This is a genomic window from Entomohabitans teleogrylli (assembly GCF_001484765.1).
GTDB classification, from domain to species: Bacteria; Pseudomonadota; Gammaproteobacteria; order Enterobacterales; family Enterobacteriaceae; genus Entomohabitans; species Entomohabitans teleogrylli.
Map to the genome: position 1 here is coordinate 54315 of NZ_LLXO01000015.1, position 18698 is coordinate 73012.

15 protein-coding genes are annotated in these 18698 nt (G+C 55.5%); 6 read left to right on the forward strand and 9 right to left on the reverse strand.

Features of this window, described 5'->3' with window-relative positions; genetic code table 11:
* The first annotated feature begins 59 nt into the window (after positions 1 to 59).
* The 4 genes from ftsK to serS all read left to right on the forward strand — a co-directional run bounded on the left by ftsK (position 60) and on the right by serS (position 7585).
* Positions 60 to 4091 carry a DNA translocase FtsK gene (ftsK, locus tag AQ981_RS17750; RefSeq protein ID WP_058913080.1) on the forward strand — a complete coding sequence of 1344 codons (4032 nt, stop codon included), beginning with the start codon at positions 60 to 62 and terminating at the stop codon, positions 4089 to 4091.
* Positions 4092 to 4238: 147 nt separating this feature from the next.
* On the forward strand, positions 4239 to 4850 hold the full coding sequence (gene lolA / locus AQ981_RS17755; RefSeq protein WP_058913081.1) for an outer membrane lipoprotein periplasmic chaperone LolA: 612 nt from the start codon (positions 4239 to 4241) through the stop codon (positions 4848 to 4850).
* 8 nt (positions 4851 to 4858) lie between these two features.
* Complete coding sequence (locus tag AQ981_RS17760) at positions 4859 to 6202, forward strand: replication-associated recombination protein A (RefSeq protein WP_058913082.1); 1344 nt, start codon at positions 4859 to 4861, stop codon at positions 6200 to 6202.
* Positions 6203 to 6292: 90 nt separating this feature from the next.
* Entirely contained in the window at positions 6293 to 7585 is a 1293-nt protein-coding gene (gene serS, locus AQ981_RS17765; RefSeq protein ID WP_058913083.1) for a serine--tRNA ligase, read from the forward strand.
* A 47-nt stretch (positions 7586 to 7632) separates the two neighbouring features.
* Here the strand turns inward: serS and ycaC are convergent, their stop codons facing one another.
* A complete protein-coding gene (gene ycaC / locus AQ981_RS17770; protein ID WP_058913084.1) occupies positions 7633 to 8256 on the reverse strand; it encodes an isochorismate family cysteine hydrolase YcaC in 624 nt (207 codons plus the stop codon).
* A 345-nt stretch (positions 8257 to 8601) separates the two neighbouring features.
* On the opposite strand from ycaC, the gene AQ981_RS17775 reads away from it, so the two are divergent.
* Positions 8602 to 9750, forward strand: coding sequence for an MFS transporter (locus AQ981_RS17775; RefSeq protein ID WP_058913085.1), 1149 nt, complete (start codon positions 8602 to 8604; stop codon positions 9748 to 9750).
* A gap of 31 nt (positions 9751 to 9781) precedes the next feature.
* Here AQ981_RS17775 and AQ981_RS17780 read toward each other — a convergent pair whose 3' ends face one another.
* Genes AQ981_RS17780 through AQ981_RS17800 form a run of 5 tightly spaced genes read right to left on the reverse strand, consistent with a single transcriptional unit; the run spans position 9782 to position 13521 of the window.
* Positions 9782 to 10216, reverse strand: coding sequence for a PTS sugar transporter subunit IIA (locus AQ981_RS17780; RefSeq protein WP_058913086.1), 435 nt, complete (start codon positions 10214 to 10216; stop codon positions 9782 to 9784).
* Positions 10217 to 10230: 14 nt separating this feature from the next.
* Entirely contained in the window at positions 10231 to 11151 is a 921-nt protein-coding gene (locus tag AQ981_RS17785) for a transketolase family protein (RefSeq protein WP_058913087.1), read from the reverse strand.
* Positions 11151 to 11948: a transketolase gene (locus AQ981_RS17790; RefSeq protein WP_058913088.1), complete on the reverse strand. Its 798-nt coding sequence runs from the start codon at positions 11946 to 11948 to the stop codon at positions 11151 to 11153. Before AQ981_RS17790 ends, AQ981_RS17785 begins: the two co-directional genes overlap by 1 nt.
* A 14-nt stretch (positions 11949 to 11962) precedes the next feature.
* Complete coding sequence (locus AQ981_RS17795) at positions 11963 to 13228, reverse strand: PTS ascorbate transporter subunit IIC (RefSeq protein WP_058913089.1); 1266 nt, start codon at positions 13226 to 13228, stop codon at positions 11963 to 11965.
* A gap of 17 nt (positions 13229 to 13245) precedes the next feature.
* Complete coding sequence (locus AQ981_RS17800) at positions 13246 to 13521, reverse strand: PTS sugar transporter subunit IIB (RefSeq protein ID WP_058913090.1); 276 nt, start codon at positions 13519 to 13521, stop codon at positions 13246 to 13248.
* 120 nt (positions 13522 to 13641) lie between these two features.
* Here AQ981_RS17800 and AQ981_RS17805 point away from each other — a divergent pair, with 120 nt between their 5' ends.
* Entirely contained in the window at positions 13642 to 14490 is an 849-nt protein-coding gene (locus AQ981_RS17805; RefSeq protein ID WP_058913091.1) for a MurR/RpiR family transcriptional regulator, read from the forward strand.
* A gap of 5 nt (positions 14491 to 14495) precedes the next feature.
* Here AQ981_RS17805 and AQ981_RS17810 read toward each other — a convergent pair whose 3' ends face one another.
* The 3 genes from AQ981_RS17810 to pflB all read right to left on the reverse strand — a co-directional run bounded on the left by AQ981_RS17810 (position 14496) and on the right by pflB (position 18677).
* Positions 14496 to 15281: a PA3715 family protein gene (locus AQ981_RS17810; RefSeq protein WP_058913092.1), complete on the reverse strand. Its 786-nt coding sequence runs from the start codon at positions 15279 to 15281 to the stop codon at positions 14496 to 14498.
* Positions 15282 to 15358: 77 nt separating this feature from the next.
* Positions 15359 to 16099: a pyruvate formate lyase 1-activating protein gene (gene pflA / locus AQ981_RS17815; protein ID WP_058913093.1), complete on the reverse strand. Its 741-nt coding sequence runs from the start codon at positions 16097 to 16099 to the stop codon at positions 15359 to 15361.
* A 295-nt stretch (positions 16100 to 16394) separates the two neighbouring features.
* On the reverse strand, positions 16395 to 18677 hold the full coding sequence (gene pflB, locus AQ981_RS17820; RefSeq protein WP_058913094.1) for a formate C-acetyltransferase: 2283 nt from the start codon (positions 18675 to 18677) through the stop codon (positions 16395 to 16397).
* Positions 18678 to 18698: the final 21 nt, after the last annotated feature.

The following is an 18698-nucleotide window of genomic DNA, read 5'->3' on the forward strand; positions in this document are numbered from 1 at the left end:
CCAGGGGAAATCTGGCACTGCTGTCCGTTATTTAGCACCAAGGACCTGGAGAGCCTTTTTTGAGCCAGGAATATACTGAAGATAAAGACGTCACTTTGACGAAACTCAGCAGCGGTCGCCGCCTTCTGGAGGCACTGCTGATTCTTATTGCGCTTTTCGCCATCTATCTGATGGTGGCTTTATTAAGTTTTAACCCCTCCGACCCGAGCTGGTCGCAGACGGCGTGGCACGAGCCGATCCATAATCTGGGAGGCGCTCCCGGGGCCTGGCTGGCGGATACGCTGTTTTTCATTTTTGGCGTGATGGCCTATACCATCCCGGTGATTATTCTCGGCGGATGCTGGTTTGCGTGGCGCTACCGCGGTACTGAAGACTATGTCGACTATTTTGCCATTTCACTGCGCCTGATCGGCGTACTGGCGCTGGTACTGACTTCCTGCGGGCTGGCGGCGATCAACGCTGACGATATCTGGTATTTTGCCTCCGGCGGCGTACTCGGCAGTTTGCTGAGTACCGCGATGATGCCGTTGCTCAATAGCAGCGGCGGCACTATTGCGCTGCTGTGCGTCTGGGCGGCAGGCCTGACGCTGTTTACCGGCTGGTCGTGGGTCAGTATCGCTGAGAAGATCGGCAGCGCGGTATTGACGGTTTTAACCTTCGCCAGTAATCGTACCCGCCGCGATAATACCTGGGAAGATGACGATGACTACGACGAGGAAGAGGACCACTACGCGCAGCCAGGCGAGGCGCGACAGTCGCGGCGGGCGCGGATTTTGCGCGGCGCGCTGGCCCGCAAGCAGCGTCTTGCTCAGAAATTTGCCAACCCGGTAGGGCGCAAGACAGATGCGGCGCTCTTTTCCGGGAAGCGCATGGACGACGCCGATGATGATATTCAGGTCAGCGCCCGGGGTGTTGCTGTCGATGCGGATGATGTGCTGTTTTCCGGTCATAAAGCCACTCAGCCTGACGGTATGGTTGAAGAATACGATCCGCTGCTCAATGGGCAGTCGATTGCCAGCATGGCAGGCGCGTCGCTGGCAGCCACGGCTGCATTGCACCCGTCAGCAGACGGTTATGCAATGGCGCCTGAGCAACAGCCAACCGTAGCACCGCCCGTTCAGACCGTCGCGCCGCAGGTGCCGGATCCGATGGCTGAATGGCCGACGTCGGCGAATTCATCAGTCGATCATACTCAACAATACGCGCCTGAAAGCGCCCGGCATTATCATCAGCCGCAGGCGGGTTATCAGCCGGAGCCGTCGCAGTATTCTCAACCGCAACCGGCGAACCCGGCGGCGCAGCCGCAGGCGGGTTATCAGCCGGAACCGTCGCAGTATTCTCAACCGCAACCGCTGAACCCGGCGGCGCAGCCGCAGGCGGGTTATCAGCCGGAGCCGTCGCAGTATTCTCAAACGCAACCGCTGAACCCGGCGGCGCAGCCGCAGGGCGGCTATCAGCCAGAGCCACCTCAACATCACCAACCAGAACAAGGGTATCCAGCGCCAAACGCCAGCGCAGCCTCTGAATCGCTTGAAGAGATGAAACCTTCCCGTCCGCCGCTTTACTATTTTGAAGAGGTTGAGGCGCGGCGGGCCAGGGAGCGCGAGCAACTGGCTGCGTGGTATCAGCCGGTGGAAGAGCCCATCCAGCGCCCTTATGAACAAATTTTGCCACAGAGCGAGACGTCGCCTCGTCCTGAACCTGTGGGACCAGGGACGACCGAGGTGATCCCCGCCGCGTCGATTATCCCTCCGGAAACTCCCGGTGCGAAACAAGCCGCGGGCGCTGCTGCTGCGGGAGCCGCCATGGCCTTTACCCCAGCAGCAATGCCGCGTCCCCAGGTTAAAGAAGGCATTGGGCCGCAATTGCCGCGTCCCAATCGGGTTCGTGTGCCGACGCGCCGTGAACTGGCATCGTATGGTATTAAATTGCCTTCCCAGCGCCAGGCGGAAGAGCAGGCGCGGTCGGCCACTTTGTCGGATGAAGAGGCGGAAGCTCTGCAGCAGGAAGAGCTGGCGCGCCAGTTTGCTGCTCAGCAGCAAAACCGCTATGGCGAGCAATATCATCAGGATGAGTCTGCGGCGGCGCAACAGACGACAGATCAGGATGACGATGATGCAGACATGGCGGACCTGGCGCGTCAGTTTGCCGCTCAGCAACAGCAGCGCTATTCCGGCGAACAGCCGCCTAATGCGCACCAGTACACCGATGATGACTATGCCTGGTCGCCGACTAAAGCACTGGTCGATGAAAGCCCGTCGGCGCCGCTGTTTACGCCCGGCTTTGTCGAAGAGCCGGCCCCGCGGGTTGCGTCTGCGCAACCATTCAGCCCGGCGTCTTCCGATGCGCAGCCATTTATGCCTGCTGCGCCGGCGCCCCGACCAGAGCAGGCCGCCGGTTATCCGGGGCAAACGGCTGGCAGCCATCCGTCTGCTGCCGTAAATTACCCGGGACACGGCGTCAGCGGTCACCCGTCAGCGCCGGGCCAGGCATATCCGCCTGGACAGGCGCCGGCAACGGTGACAGCGCCGCCGCAGCCTGAAGCCCAGGAGAGTCTGATTCACCCGCTGCTGATGCGTAACGGTGACGATCGTCCGCTGCACAAACCGAGCACGCCATTGCCGTCTCTGGATTTGCTGACCTCGCCACCGGCGGAGGTCGAGCCGGTGGATACTTTCGCTCTTGAACAGATGGCGCGTCTGGTGGAAGCGCGGCTGGCGGATTTCCGCATCAAGGCTGATGTGGTGAATTATTCGCCGGGTCCGGTGATTACCCGCTTTGAACTCAACCTGGCGCCGGGCGTTAAGGCATCGCGCATCTCAAACTTATCCCGCGATCTGGCTCGTTCGCTTTCCACAGTGGCGGTACGTGTCGTGGAAGTGATTCCCGGTAAGCCATATGTCGGCCTTGAACTGCCGAACAAAAAGCGTCAGACCGTCTACCTGCGCGAAGTGCTGGACTGCCAGAAATTCCGCGACAGCGCCTCTCCCCTCACGGTGGTGCTGGGTAAAGATATTGCGGGCGATCCGGTGATTGCCGATTTGTCGAAAATGCCGCATCTGCTGGTCGCCGGTACCACCGGCTCCGGTAAGTCGGTGGGGGTCAATGCTATGATCCTCAGCATGTTGTACAAAGCGACGCCGGAAGAGGTGCGCTTTATCATGATCGACCCGAAGATGCTCGAACTTTCAGTGTATGAAGGTATCCCGCATTTGCTGACTGAGGTGGTGACAGACATGAAGGATGCGGCTAATGCGCTGCGCTGGAGTGTCAACGAAATGGAGCGGCGCTATAAGTTGATGTCGGCGCTGGGAGTGCGTAATCTCGCGGGTTACAACGACAAGATTAAAGAAGCGGAGCGTATGGGGCGTCCGATCCCGGATCCTTACTGGAAGCCGGGCGACAGCATGGATGCCAGCCATCCGATGCTGGAAAAACTGCCGTACATTGTGGTGATGGTGGACGAATTTGCCGATCTGATGATGACGGTCGGTAAAAAAGTGGAAGAGCTGATCGCGCGTCTGGCCCAGAAGGCGCGTGCGGCGGGTATCCACCTGGTGCTGGCGACCCAGCGTCCTTCGGTGGATGTGATCACGGGGCTGATCAAAGCCAATATCCCGACGCGCATCGCGTTTACTGTTTCCAGCAAAATTGACTCACGCACTATCCTCGATCAGGGCGGCGCGGAATCGCTGCTGGGAATGGGCGATATGCTCTACGCGGGCCCGAACTCCAGCATGCCGGTGCGTGTGCACGGCGCCTTTGTGCGCGATCAGGAAGTGCATGCCGTGGTACAGGACTGGAAGGCGCGCGGTCGTCCGCAATATGTGGACGGCATTACTTCTGATATGGAAAGTGAAGGGGGCGCCGGCGGCTTTGGCGGAGATGAAGAGCTGGATCCGCTGTTCGACCAGGCCGTCAGCTTCGTGGTGGAAAAACGTAAAGCCTCGATTTCCGGCGTACAGCGTCAGTTCCGCATCGGTTATAACCGCGCGGCGCGGATCATTGAACAGATGGAAGCGCAGGGTATCGTCAGCCCGCAGGGCCATAATGGTAACCGCGAAGTGCTGGCGCCGCCGCCCTTTGAGTAATGGCGGGAGCCGCTGCGGCGGCTCCTTTGCAAAGAAGGGTAAATAACCGAAAAATCAGTCTTTTCTTCTGTCGAACCGTGCCCGGCAGGGCTAGAGTGACGGACAGAAATCCTCCCCGTCGGGGCGGTCGTTATTTGAGGAATTACAATGAAAAAAATCGTCATCACCTGCGCTTTGCTTTCTGCCTTTGCGGCAACCTCAGTGTGGGCCGACGCCGCCAGCGATCTGAAAGGCCGTCTGGATAAGGTAGGCAGTTTCCACGCCAGTTTTACTCAAAAAGTGACTGACGGCAGCGGCACAGCGATTCAGGAAGGCCAGGGCGATCTGTGGGTGAAGCGCCCCAATCTGTTTAACTGGCATATGACTCAGCCGGATGAAAGCGTACTGATTTCCGATGGCGAAACGCTGTGGTTCTATAACCCGTTTGTCGAGCAGGCCAGCGCCAGCTGGCTGAAGGATGCCACCGGCAATACGCCATTTATGCTGATTGCCCGTAACCAGAGCAGCGACTGGCAGCAGTACAACATTAAGCAGACCGGCGACGATTTCGTACTTACGCCAAAAAATGCCAGCGGCAATCTCAAGCAGTTCACGATTAATGTGGGTAAAGATGGCACGATCCACCAGTTCAGCGCCATTGAGCAGGACGACCAGCGCAGTAGCTATACGCTGAAATCCCAACAAAATGGTTCAGTGGATATGAATAAATTCAAATTCACGCCGCCTCAGGGTGTGACGGTAGACGATCAGCGAGGGTAAAAGCCGACGTGAGCAATATGTCGCTCGATTTTTCCGACAATACTTTTCAACCTCTGGCCGCGCGTATGCGGCCAGAAAATTTAGCGCAGTACATTGGTCAGCAGCACCTGCTGGCGCCGGGTAAACCGTTGCCGCGCGCCATTGAGGCGGGCCATTTGCATTCGATGATCCTTTGGGGGCCGCCGGGTACAGGCAAGACCACGCTTGCTGAAGTGATCGCCCGCTATGCCAGCGCCGACGTTGAGCGAATTTCGGCGGTGACCTCCGGGGTGAAAGAGATCCGCGAGGCCATCGAAAGAGCGCGCCAGAATCGCAATGCCGGGCGGCGCACAATCCTGTTTGTCGATGAAGTGCATCGCTTTAACAAAAGCCAGCAGGATGCCTTCCTGCCCCATATTGAAGACGGCACTATCACCTTTATCGGCGCCACGACCGAGAACCCCTCGTTTGAACTTAATTCGGCGCTGCTTTCCCGGGCGCGGGTCTATCTGCTGAAATCCCTGACTACTGACGATATCGAGCGGGTACTGGATCAGGCCATGGACGATAAAACGCGCGGCTATGGCGGCCAGGATATCGTGTTGCCGGATGAGACGCGCCGGGCGATTGCCGAACTGGTGAACGGCGATGCCCGTCGCGCCCTGAATACGCTGGAAATGATGGCTGATATGGCGCAAACGGATGACGCCGGTAAGCGGGTATTGAAAAGCGAACTGTTGACCGAGATAGCCGGTGAGCGTAGCGCCCGTTTCGATAACAAAGGGGATCGCTTTTACGATTTGATTTCTGCGTTGCATAAATCGGTGCGCGGCTCGGCCCCGGATGCCGCGCTGTACTGGTACGCGCGAATTATCAGCGCCGGCGGCGATCCGCTGTATGTGGCGCGCCGCTGTCTGGCGATCGCGTCTGAAGATGTCGGTAATGCCGATCCGCGGGCGATGCAGGTAGCGATTTCCGCCTGGGACTGTTTTACCCGCGTGGGCCCGGCTGAAGGGGAACGCGCGATCGCCCAGGCGATTGTTTACCTGGCCTGCGCGCCGAAAAGCAATGCCGTGTATACCGCTTTCAAAGCGGCGCTGGCAGACGCGCGCGATAAGCCCGATTACGATGTGCCGGTCCATTTACGCAATGCGCCTACCCGCCTGATGAAAGAGATGGGCTATGGCGAAGAATATCGTTACGCCCATGACGAACCCAATGCCTATGCGGCCGGAGAGGTCTATTTTCCGCCGGAAATGGCAGGAACTCACTACTATCAGCCCACCAGCAGAGGTCTTGAGGGGAAGATTGGCGAAAAGCTGTCCTGGCTCGCTGAACAGGATCAAAATAGCCATACAAAACGCTACCGCTAATGCAGGCGTTGCGGTAAGGTTAGCACTGATTACAGGCGGTCGCAGGCTGTGGCCGCTTTTCCTTTTTCACTCGATAAGCACAGGATAAGCATGCTCGATCCCAATCTGCTGCGTACCGAGCCAGACGCAGTCGCTGAAAAACTGGCACGCCGGGGCTATAAACTGGATGTAGATAAACTGCGCGCTCTTGAAGAGCGTCGTAAAGTTCTGCAGGTTAAAACGGAAAATCTGCAGGCGGAGCGTAACTCCCGATCGAAATCTATTGGCCAGGCGAAAGCGCGCGGGGAAGACATCGAGCCACTTCGCCTGGAAGTGAACAAGATGGGTGAAGAGCTGGAAGCGGCGAAGAGTGAACTGGACGCGCTGCTGGCGGAAATCCGCGACATCGCGCTGGCGATCCCCAATATCCCTGATGACAGTGTTCCGGTGGGCAAAGACGAGCACGATAACGTGGAAGTCAGCCGTTGGGGCACGCCGCGGGTATTTGATTTTGACGTCCGCGATCACGTGACGCTGGGCGAAATGATCGGCGGGCTGGATTTTGCCGCTGCGGTGAAGCTGACCGGCTCGCGGTTTGTGGTGATGAAAGGGCAGATCGCCCATATGCACCGCGCGCTGGCCCAGTTTATGCTGGATTTGCACACTGAACAGCACGGCTATAGCGAAAACTATGTGCCTTATCTGGTAAACCACGCCACGCTGTATGGCACCGGCCAGTTACCGAAATTTGCCGAAGATCTGTTCCATACCAAACCGCTGGAAGAAGAGGCGGACAGCAGTAATTATGCGCTGATCCCGACGGCGGAAGTGCCGCTGACTAATCTGGTGCGCGATGAGATCGTCGAAGAAGAAGCGCTACCGATTAAGATGACCGCTCATACTCCCTGCTTCCGCTCTGAGGCCGGTTCTTATGGTCGCGATACTCGCGGTCTGATCCGTATGCACCAGTTTGATAAAGTGGAAATGGTGCAGATTGTCCGTCCGGAAGATTCAATGGCGGCGCTGGAAGAGATGACCGGCCACGCGGAGAAAGTGCTACAACTGCTTGGATTGCCGTACCGTAAAGTGCTGCTATGCACTGGCGACATGGGTTTTGGCGCCTGCAAAACTTACGATCTGGAAGTATGGGTCCCGGCTCAGAATACCTATCGTGAAATCTCTTCCTGCTCGAACGTCTGGGATTTCCAGGCGCGTCGTATGCAGGCGCGCTGCCGTAGCAAAACCGAGAAAAAGCCGCGTCTGGTACATACCCTGAACGGCTCGGGTCTGGCGGTTGGCCGTACCCTGGTGGCGGTAATGGAAAACTACCAGCAGGCAGACGGGCGTATTGAAGTGCCTGAAGTACTGCGTCCGTATATGAAAGGGCTACAGTACATCGGCTAAGTTGTATCGGTATATAAAAAGCGCCTGCGGGCGCTTTTTTAATACGGTTATTTTGCAGACAGCTTGTCATAGCTGGTCATCAGGTTGCGGTAGTCCGGAATATGGTTTGAGAACAGCGTCGCCAGTCCTTCCACATCATTGCGCCAGTCGCGATGCAGCTCGCAGGCGACGCCAAACCAGGTCATTAACTGAGCGCCGGCCCGCGACATTCTGTCCCACGATGAATGGCGGGTGATTTCATTAAAGGTACCGGAGGCATCGGTTACCACAAACACCTCAAATCCCTCCTCAATCGCGGAGAGTGCGGGAAACGCGACGCACACCTCGGTTACCACACCGGCGATAATCAACTGCTTCTTACCGGTGGCTTTGACCGCTTTCACAAAGTCTTCGTTATCCCAGGCGTTAATGTTGCCTGGTCGGGCGATATAGGGCGCATCCGGAAATAACGCTTTAAGTTCCGGAACCAGCGGACCGTTAGGGCCGGTTTCAAAGCTGGTGGTGAGAATGGTCGGTAACTTGAAATACTTTGCCAGGTCCCCCAGCGCCAGTACGTTATTTTTAAATTTATCCGGATCGATATCTCTGACCAGTGAGAGCAAACCAGCCTGGTGGTCAACCAGTAGTACCGCAGCGTCATTTTTATCCAGTCGTACATAGGGTGTTGTCATTGTTATCTCCGGATTAGGGAAAGAAGGGCGCCTGTTAGCAGGCGAAGCGTTTGCGCTATTGAGTGTAGATAAGCCTGGCGAATTGCGACAGGAACATAAACAACACGTACACTACGGCGTTTCTTTCCATAAAATTTTTCTTAGATGAATAAAGCCGCAGGTTAAATTAATTAACTGAAATAGAAATAAATAATCGTGGATTCGGATGCCGTTAAGTATGGCTGGATAAATATTTTAAATCGTCGTGCGACAAATCGCGCCGGTAGCGCGGTGGGGTGGATTGACAATGTTTATGGCAGTGGCATGATGCGCACAAATCACGACGCTCCTCACGGTTGTAAATCCATGTCCACATACACCCGGCCAGTGCTGTTATTGCTCTGTGGCCTGCTTTTATTGACGCTGGCGATTGCGGTATTAAACACGTTAGTTCCGCTGTGGCTGGCTCATGAGTCACTTCCTACCTGGCAGGTCGGTCTGGTGGGATCTTCCTATTTCACCGGTAATTTACTCGGTACTGTACTCGCTGGCTGGCTGATTCAGCGTCTGGGATTTAATCGTAGCTATTACATTGCTTCACTGATTTTTGCCGCCGGTTGTGTTGGGCTGGGGATTATGGTGGGTTTCTGGAGCTGGATGGCCTGGCGTTTTATCGCCGGTATTGGCTGCGCGATGATTTGGGTCGTCGTGGAAAGCGCGTTGATGCGTAGCGGTACTTCGCGCAATCGCGGGCGACTGCTGGCGGCGTATATGATGGTCTACTACCTGGGTACGGTGGTCGGTCAGCTCTTGATCAGCAAAGTCTCCACCGAGCTGCTGCATGTGCTGCCGTGGGTGTGCGGGCTGGTGCTGGCCGGTGTACTGCCGCTGCTGTTTACCCGTATCGTCAATAACCGCGGCGAGCAGCAGGAAACGGCCCATATCTGGTCAATGCTCAGACTGCGTCAGGCGCGGCTGGGCGTCAATGGCTGCGTGATTTCCGGAATTGTACTCGGCTCGCTCTACGGTCTGATGCCGCTATACCTTAATCATCAGGGCATCAGCGATGCCAGCATCGGTTTCTGGATGGCGGTGCTGGTCAGCGCCGGTATTGTCGGGCAGTGGCCGGTAGGGCGGCTGGCCGATCGTTTCGGGCGGCTGCTGGTTCTGCGGGTACAGGTGTTTATCGTTATTATCGGCTGTCTGGCCATGCTGAGCCAGGCGGCGATGGTGCCAGCGCTGTTTATCCTCGGGGCATCGGGGTTTACGCTTTATCCGGTGGCGATGGCCTGGGCCTGCGAAAAAGTGGAACATCACCAACTGGTGGCGATGAATCAGGCGCTGTTGCTCAGCTACACCATTGGTAGTCTGCTGGGGCCATCCCTGACGGCAATGCTGATGCAGCGTTATTCAGATAGTTCGCTGTTTATTGCTATCGCCAGCGTGTCATTGGTTTATCTGCTGATGTTGCTGCGTAATGCCGGCCAGCATCCCACCCCGGTGGCTCATATCTGAAAAGCACCCGCGCCATGAGCGCGGGTGGTATTCAACAACAGAGTGCCTGACGCAGTGCGCTTTCGCTGGTGGTCGACAGTATTCGCGCCAGTCGGTTTTCCTGATCCAGCCAGTTCACCAGTTGTTCAATTTTCTCCAGATGCTGCCGGCTGCTGGCGGCGGCCAGAACGATGATCAGTCCAACCGGTTGTTCGGATGGAAAAAACACCGCCTCCTCCAGACGTAACAGCGACAGGTGGCTGGTGGTACTGAATACGCCCTCCTGCGGACGGGCATGCGGCAGCGCAAAGCCTGGGCTGAGCAGATACCAGGGGCCGATCAGCTGTGTAGCGCGAATGATGGCCGCGCTGTAGCCGGTACTGATAATGCCCTGGCGCTCAAGTGGCTGGCAGGCGAGGCTTACCGCCTGCAGCCAGTCTTCACAGCTTTGCGCATACTGTACGGCGCTGAACAGCGTGCTTTCCATGGCCTTACTCCTTGCTACAGATAGCGCTGAATCGCACTGCACAGCGCTTCGCCGCTGATGCCGTATTTTTGTTTCAGCGCCCGGCTATTGCCGGATTCGCTAAATGTATCGCGGGTGCCGAGGCGGATAAGTCGCTTCGGCTGGCCGGATTCCGCCAGGGTTTCCGCAACCTGGCCGCCCAACCCACCGTTGATGGTGTGATTTTCAATTGTGGCGACGAGTGGGCAATCGGCGGTCAGCGCCAGAAATGCTGTGTGGTTAAACGGTTTCAGGGTAGCCACGTGAATGAGCTTGCCCTTTTTTCCGCTATCAAGCAGCGCCTGATAGCCTGCGGTGGCCTGTTCCAGTACCGTCCCTTCAAACAGAATGGCGAAGTCATTACCGCTGTCTTCGATAGCTGCGATGTCGCTGACTCGCGGTACCCGGCTTTTATCCCGTACCGGCATGGGTTCTCTGGCGACGCGGATATACACCGGCCCCGGTATTTTCACAGCCTGTTCAAAGGCGTCATAAACTTCCTGGGCATCGGCGGGGGTCAGAATCGTGATACCGGGCAACGCCCGGGTCAGCGCCAGATCCTCCAGAGCATGATGCGATGCGCCGTCCGGTCCGTCGTCCATCCCGGGATGGCTGCCCACCAGTTTGATATTCGCCCGTGCATAGCAGGCCTGGCGTAGCTGAGTCCATGCCGTGCCGGTAACAAACATTGCAAAATTAACATAAAAAGGGATGGCGCCTTCCAGCGCCTGGCCGGTGGCGAAGCTCATCGCGGAACCTTCAGCGATACCCATTTCGAAAAAGTCATCCGGCCAGACGGCCTGGAATTGATCGGTACGGGTGGAACTGGCTAAATCGCTGTCGATCACCACCAGCGGATAACCCTTTTCCTTGAGCGCCAGCAGCGCATTACCGATTTCGTCGCGGGGGGCTTTCATCACTGTAGTTCCTCCATTGCCTGCTGATATTGCTGTTGCGTCGGGGTTTTTGAATGCCAGTCGCCGTTATTTTCCATGTAGCTAACACCGCACCCTTTAGTGGTATGAGCAACAATCGCCAATGGCTTTCCCGTCAGATGGCGGGAGAGGGCAAGGGTATCGGCGACCTGGCGCATATCGTTACCGTTGGGCAACTCCAGTACCTGCCAGCCAAAGCAGCGCAGCTTATCGGCCAGTGGTTCCAGATTGATAACCGCATTCACCGGGTCATGTGATGAAAAACCGTTGTAATCAATAATGGCGACCAGATTGTCCAGCTTCATGTGCGCCGCCTGTTGCAGGGTTTCCCAGATTTGTCCCTCGTGCATTTCGCCATCGCCGATAATCGCGAATACCCGGTGAGGTTCCTGGCGGCGCTTTTTCGCCGCCGCCATCCCGGCAGCAACCGACAGTCCCTGGCCGAGCAGGCCGGTGGTCGCATCCACCTGTGGTAGCGATTTGACGCTCGGATGCCCCTGTAGCCGGGAATCTATCTGGCGGAAAGTATGAAACTCCTCGCGCGCAATAATGCCTTTTTGGTACAGCAGGGCATATTGGGCGGCGACGGCGTGACCTTTACTCATCACTACCCGCGCCCGGCGCGTGGCGTGCAGATCGACTTCCATGTCATAAATCCAGGTAAGGATATCGATAATTGACAGTGCTCCGCCGGGGTGCCCGATGCCTGATTCATAGATCATGGTAACGATGTCGCGCCGGGCCTGGCGCGCATGAGCGCGTAGTTCCTCAATATTCATAGCCCCTCCTCAGGTTATGGCAACATCTTGCCGATGTAGTAAACCAGCAGACCCAACACCACAAAGTCAGTTTCCGGGAAGCTGGTGCCGGACAGTCCCACCGATTCCATAATCGGGTAGATCAGCGCAGGGCCGATTCCAATCAGGATCCCGGTAATAAAGCTGCCGACGATAGCGCCTTTCCAGCCGCCGGAAGCATTGCCAAACACTGCGGCGGTAGCGCCAATGAAGAAGTAAGGGATCGCCACCGGGATAATGACCGTCTGGCCGATCAGCGCCAGGATCCCCATGACGAGTAGCCCACCAATAAACGATGAGATGAATCCCAGCACTGTCGCGGTAGGCGCGTAGGGAAAGACCACCGGACAGTCGAGTGCGGGTCTGGCGTTAGGTATAAATTTTTCAGAAATCCCGAGGAACGCCGGCACAATTTCCGACAGCAGCAGGCGAACGCCGGTAATGATGATGTACAGAGAGGCGGTAAACATCAGCGACTGATACAACGGGTAGACCAGCCAGTGCATGCCGCCAGCAGCGGCGCTGACCGCAGCTTTACCGGCAGCAAGGGCGGCAATGTAATAGAAGATGCTGACGGAGATCGACACCGACACAATGTAGTCTTTAAAGATGCCCAGCCAGCCGGGGAGGTTCAACTTTTCCGTTGACTGTCGCGGGTCGCCGACCTTTGAACCAATCCAGCCGGATGCGGCATAAGCCAGAGTGACATAGTGACCCATGGCTATCTCATCGTTACCGGTAATTTTACGCATCCACGGCTGGGCGATAGCCGGGTAAATGCAGGCTGCCAGCCCCAGCAGCACGGAACCGACAGCAATAGTAACGGCATCGCTGTAACCGAGAGCTTTCAGGGTGACGGTAAGCAGGGCAGAGAGGTAAAGGTTATGCTGCCCGGTGAGAAAAATATATTTAAACGGCGTGATTCGGGCAAACAGCAAATTCCAGCCAAAACCAATTACCATGACCAGGGAAACACTCATTGCGAATTTGGTCTGCGCCAGTCCGGTCAGCGCTTCTGCCAGCGGCATCACCCCTTTCAGGCCGAATCCGTCGCTGAACAGGGTCTGGAAGTTGCCCAGTGAAGAGACCGCCAGACCCGCGCCGCCGGCAAAAACCAGAAACCCGACGATGGTTTTAAAGGTCCCGGAAAGCACTTTTTCTATCGGTTTACGCTGAATAAGCAATCCCAGCAGGGCAATAAATCCGACTAACAGTGGAGTCACACCCAGAATGTCAAATACAATAAACCTGAGGAGTTCCATATTTCCTCCGTGAACGGTTAGTGGCCGTGGACGACGCCAGAGAGCGCTGTTTCCATCTCTTCGCTGTTCATGAGATCGGTGATGCCGATGGCCCGGAAGCCCGCCGCTTCTATTTCGTCGGTGAGGTCGCGCATGGTTAAGACAAAATCGATATCGCGCCAGGTATTGAGACCGGAGAGGACGTCATGCTCAAGTTCAATATCCCAGCCGTGTTTATCAATGACTTTCTGCGCTTTAATCTTCAGCATTAAGGAACTGCCCATGCCGGTACGACAGACGATAAGCCCTTTCATTTGCTTTCTCCTGTGCTTTGAAAATAATTATTTTTAGTGTATTTTTAATAAAAAAAATTATTATCCCGGCGTGCGAGAAAAGATGTGATTGTGTTTGCATTTTGAGCAAAAAGGCGAAAAATGAGCCAGATAAATACTAATTTATTGATAAATATAAGAAATGAAGCTTCCGGGCTCAGTCCGATCCTTGAGAAGGTAGGCCGTTTTGTCACAGAGAATCCTGATTTTGTGATGCGACATACCATTAGCGAGCTGGCGGGTTCGATTGAAACCAGCGAGGGGAGTATTACCCGTTTTTGCCGGGCGTTTGGTTTTAAAGGGTTTTCGGATTTCAGAACCGCGCTGGCTCTTGAGCAGGGGGCTGCCCGGCCGGAAGAGCAGGAAGATGAACAAATGGCCGCCGTTATGGCGAGCATTCGCGACAGCCATTCGATTATTAATGCTCAGGAGCTTCAGACGGCCGCCGCGTGGTTAAATCAGGTGGATAGCGTGGCGATTTATGCGGTGGGAACGGCGGTTCCGGTGGCGTTGTTTCTGCAAATGAATCTGATAAAGATGGGCAAAACCGCGAGCTTTGTCGATCGTTTTTATCTCGCCACGTCATCAATGATGGCGGAACCCTGTAGCCAGGGGATCATTGTGGTCCATACTGAGCAGGTGTCTGCGGATATGATGCAGGTGCTGGCGCTGGCGAAACAGCACGGAGCCCGGATCCTGTCGCTGACGCGTGGCACATTTGCGCCGCTCAGCCGTCTTTCTGACTGGAATTTGCAGGCTGCCGTGGCGCTGAAGGGGGAGGCCGAATTTGGTTTTGCTGAGATAGCTGGCGCGATGATGGTGGCCGATCGCTTACTGAGTGCGCTGGAAGAGCAGGATGAGCGCTATGCGAAATGCCGCTCCGCGCATCAGAAGAGCATTTTCTCAATAGAGAGCGTGGCGAATAAGCTGTCGCAATATTTTATGTCATAAAAAGGCTACAGGAGCGGTTGCAGCTTTTCAGGAATACGGTACTGCTTACCGTCGTAGCGCAGTAGCCATGTCGCTTTACCAGGCTGATCCTTCGTGACGCACTCGCCGCTGGCATCAATCCAGGCGGTCGATGACACGCTTCTTTCATTGACCCGAATTGCCGCGTATCCGTGGTGCGAGGCGCTATCCATCGCCAGGGAGCGTTCCGTGTCAGTAAACTCGCCAGCGCATACTCCGTCCCACTCGCCGCTGCTTTCCGCCACCAGGACTTCCTCAAGAATGGTGCGCAACTGATGATTCTCAATAACATACAATGACAGGACATTCTCAGAGAAAGGATTGACGCGCGAACTGCCGGTACGGCCGATACGCAGACCAAATGCCGTTTGATTCGGCGCGACTTTCCAGCGTGCGGTGTCGAACGCAATGCTGCTGATACGAACCGCGTCATCGTCCATGCGATTTGCCAGATGTAACCGCTGCTTAACTTCCAGGGTGGTGGAATCCAGCACCAGCAATTGCAGAGAGCCGGTATGGTCGTAATCGCTCTGCTGTTGCGACATCAGCGGAACCGCGGCCAGCGTCAGCTGCGGATTGGCGGGCCAGACGCGGCAAATCGCGCTTTGCGGCGAGGCGCCGTTGGTCTTAATCACCAGTCCATCAGTGGTGATAGCGCCTTCCGCCGTTAGGCTGGCGTCAGGCCAGACGTGCTGAACGATCGCATTGATATTACAACTGGCGTTTGCCCATTGAGCCGCCAGCAGGAGTATCCCTGAAATAAATAATCGCATCGCGTCCTTCCCTGTCTATTATGGCGCCAGATAATAAAACGGCTACCCCTGTGGCAGCCGCTTTATGGCAATTTAACTCAATACATTACGTTGTGACCATACTGCTCAAGAATGCCTTTCACGCGCTCCATGGTCTCTTTCTTCGGGGGTTTTACGCCGTCCAGCTTGTACTCTTCGCCCATCGCCACCCACTTATGTTTGCCGAGTTCGTGGTAGGGCAGCAGTTCGATTTTCTCTACGTTGCCCATATCGCGGGTGAATTCCCCAAGACGGTGGGCGGAATCGTCATCGTCGGACCAGCCGGGTACAACAACGTAGCGAATCCAGGTTTTAATCCCTTTTGCCGAGATATATTTTGCGAATTCCAGCGTACGGTGGTTGGAGACGCCCACCAGATTCTGGTGGATCTCGTCGTTAATCTGCTTGAGATCCAGCATCACCAGATCGGTCACCTCCAGCAGTTCATCGATAACCGGATCGTAACGACGTACGAAACCGTTGGTGTCCAGGCAGGTGTGGATACCCTCTTTCTTACAGGCCCGGAACCAGTCGCGAACAAATTCAGCCTGAAGAATGGCTTCGCCGCCGGACGCCGTTACGCCGCCGCCTGACGCATTCATAAAATGACGATAGGTCACCACGTCTTTCATCAATTCTTCTACCGTGATTTCCTTGCCGCCGTGGGTGTCCCAGGTATCGCGGTTATGGCAGTAAAGGCAGCGCATCAGACAGCCCTGGAAGAAGGTGATAAAACGGATGCCCGGGCCATCGACGGTGCCACAGGATTCAAAGGAGTGAATGCGACCAGTAACTGACATTGCGGTGTTTTCTCCAGATGCGGCCCATCCGGGGCCTGTATTGGCGCACAGCTCAGGTGGCTGTGTCGAGTCTGTTTTGGCAGTCATCCATTGAGTATAGATAGCTGACGAAACAGGCTATTTTATTTGTCATTTTGGTCCCGGGCAGCGCCCGAAATCCTCACCGACTGCGTGCTCAGGTTCCTTCGGGGCAACAATAACGCCTGTTTGAGCGGCGTGATAATTGTTAAAAAGGCCCCACTTACGTGGAGCCTTTATTGTACGCCTTTTACCGCGTGATTTCAGTCAAATCCAATTACATGGTCTGAGTGAAAGTACGGGTAATAACGTCCTGCTGCTGTTCTTTGGTCAGCGAGTTGAAACGCACCGCGTAGCCAGATACACGAATGGTCAACTGCGGGTATTTTTCCGGATGTTCCATCGCGTCGAGCAGCATTTCGCGGTTCATCACGTTGACGTTGAGGTGCTGACCACCTTCAATGGACGCTTCGTGGTGGAAGTAACCATCCATCAGGCCCGCCAGGTTGGTCTTACGAACTTCGTCGTCTTTACCCAGTGCGTTCGGAACGATAGAGAAGGTGTAAGAGATACCATCTTTCGCGTAGGCGAACGGCAGTTTAGCAACGGAGGTCAGAGAAGCTACAGCGCCTTTCTGGTCACGACCGTGCATCGGGTTAGCGCCCGGTCCGAACGGCGCGCCAGCACGACGACCATCCGGGGTGTTACCGGTTTTCTTACCATATACCACGTTAGAGGTGATGGTCAGAACAGACTGGGTCGGAATAGCGTTGCGGTAAGTAGTCAGTTTCTGGATTTTCTTCATGAAACGTTCTACCAGGTCAACCGCCAGGTCATCCACGCGTGCATCGTTGTTACCAAACTGCGGGTATTCGCCTTCGATTTCGAAGTCGATAGCCAGATCGTCTTCGTCACGAATCGGTTTAACTTTCGCATATTTGATGGCTGACAGGGAGTCCGCAGCAACCGACAGACCCGCGATACCACATGCCATGGTGCGGATAACATCACGGTCATGCAGCGCCATCAGAGAGGCTTCGTAGCTGTATTTGTCATGCATGTAGTGGATGATGTTCAGTGCAGTGACGTACTGTTTAGCCAGCCAGTCCATGAAGTGATCCATGCGATCCATCACTTCGTCGAAGTGCAGGACATCGCCTTTGATCGGTTCAGACTTAGGACCAACCTGCATTTTCAGTTTTTCATCAACGCCGCCGTTGATGGCGTACAGCATGGTTTTCGCCAGGTTTGCGCGCGCGCCGAAGAACTGCATTTGTTTACCAACAACCATCGGGCTTACGCAGCAGGCGATAGCATAGTCGTCGTTGTTGAAGTCCGGACGCATCAGGTCATCGTTCTCATACTGCAGAGAAGAGGTATCAATGGACACTTTAGCGGCGAATTTCTTGAAGTTCAGCGGCAGTTTTTCAGACCACAGAACAGTGATGTTCGGCTCCGGAGACGGCCCCATGGTGTACAGGGTGTTCAGGAAGCGGAAGCTGTTTTTGGTTACCAGAGTACGGCCGTCAACGCCCATACCGCCGATAGATTCGGTTGCCCAAATCGGGTCGCCGGAGAACAGTTCATCGTATTCCGGGGTACGCAGGAAGCGAACCATACGCAGTTTCATGACCAGGTGGTCAATCATTTCCTGCGCGTCTTGTTCGGTGATTTTGCCCGCTTTCAGATCGCGTTCGATATAGGCATCCAGGAAGGTGGATACACGACCGAAGGACATTGCCGCACCGTTCTGAGACTTAACGGCAGCCAGGTAGCCGAAGTAAGTCCACTGGATAGCTTCCTGAGCGTTAGTCGCCGGACCAGAGATGTCGCAGCCATATTTAGCCGCCATCTCTTTGATCTGACCCAGCGCGCGGTGCTGTTCAGCAATCTCTTCACGCAGGCGGATAGTCGCTTCCAGGTTTACGCCGTTTTCCAGGTCAGACTGCAGGGAAACGAACTGGGCGTATTTGTCTTTCATCAGGAAGTCGATACCGTACAGTGCAACGCGACGGTAGTCACCGATGATACGACCGCGGCCATAGGCATCCGGCAGACCGGTCAGAACACCGGATTTACGGCAGTTCAGAATGTCTTTGGTGTAAACATCGAATACACCCTGGTTATGGGTTTTACGGTATTCGGTGAAGATTTTCTTCAGCATCGGATCCAGTTCGCGGTTATACGCTTTACAGGAACCTTCAACCATTTTGATCCCGCCGAACGGGATGATGGCGCGCTTCAGCGGCGCGTCAGTCTGCAGACCAACGATTTTTTCGAGAGATTTCTCGATATAGCCTGCGTCGTGGGAGGTGATGGTGGACGCAAGGTCAGTGTCAAAATCAACCGGCGCGTGAGTGCGGTTTTCCAGTTTGACGCCTTCCATTACGGAGTCCCACAGTTTGGTAGTTGCATCGGTCGCACCTGCCAGGAAGGACTCGTCACCCTCATACGGAGTGTAGTTTTTCTGGATGAAGTCACGGACATTGACTTCATTCTGCCAGTCACCTTTGGCAAATCCTTCCCAGGCTGTGGCTAATTTTTCATTAAGCTCGGACATGTAACACCTACCTTCTTAAGT

Excerpts from the sequence above, each read along its gene's own strand:
- lolA (WP_058913081.1), top strand. The coding sequence starts at position 4,239 with ATGAAAAAAATCGTCATCACCTGCGCTTTGCTTTCTGCCTTTGCGGCA.
- serS (WP_058913083.1), top strand. The coding sequence starts at position 6,293 with ATGCTCGATCCCAATCTGCTGCGTACCGAGCCAGACGCAGTCGCTGAA.
- ycaC (WP_058913084.1), bottom strand. The coding sequence starts at position 8,256 with ATGACAACACCCTATGTACGACTGGATAAAAATGACGCTGCGGTACTA.
- AQ981_RS17775 (WP_058913085.1), top strand. The coding sequence starts at position 8,602 with ATGTCCACATACACCCGGCCAGTGCTGTTATTGCTCTGTGGCCTGCTT.
- AQ981_RS17780 (WP_058913086.1), bottom strand. The coding sequence starts at position 10,216 with ATGGAAAGCACGCTGTTCAGCGCCGTACAGTATGCGCAAAGCTGTGAA.
- AQ981_RS17785 (WP_058913087.1), bottom strand. The coding sequence starts at position 11,151 with ATGAAAGCCCCCCGCGACGAAATCGGTAATGCGCTGCTGGCGCTCAAG.
- AQ981_RS17790 (WP_058913088.1), bottom strand. The coding sequence starts at position 11,948 with ATGAATATTGAGGAACTACGCGCTCATGCGCGCCAGGCCCGGCGCGAC.
- AQ981_RS17795 (WP_058913089.1), bottom strand. The coding sequence starts at position 13,228 with ATGGAACTCCTCAGGTTTATTGTATTTGACATTCTGGGTGTGACTCCA.
- AQ981_RS17800 (WP_058913090.1), bottom strand. The coding sequence starts at position 13,521 with ATGAAAGGGCTTATCGTCTGTCGTACCGGCATGGGCAGTTCCTTAATG.
- AQ981_RS17805 (WP_058913091.1), top strand. The coding sequence starts at position 13,642 with ATGAGCCAGATAAATACTAATTTATTGATAAATATAAGAAATGAAGCT.
- AQ981_RS17810 (WP_058913092.1), bottom strand. The coding sequence starts at position 15,281 with ATGCGATTATTTATTTCAGGGATACTCCTGCTGGCGGCTCAATGGGCA.
- pflA (WP_058913093.1), bottom strand. The coding sequence starts at position 16,099 with ATGTCAGTTACTGGTCGCATTCACTCCTTTGAATCCTGTGGCACCGTC.
- pflB (WP_058913094.1), bottom strand. The coding sequence starts at position 18,677 with ATGTCCGAGCTTAATGAAAAATTAGCCACAGCCTGGGAAGGATTTGCC.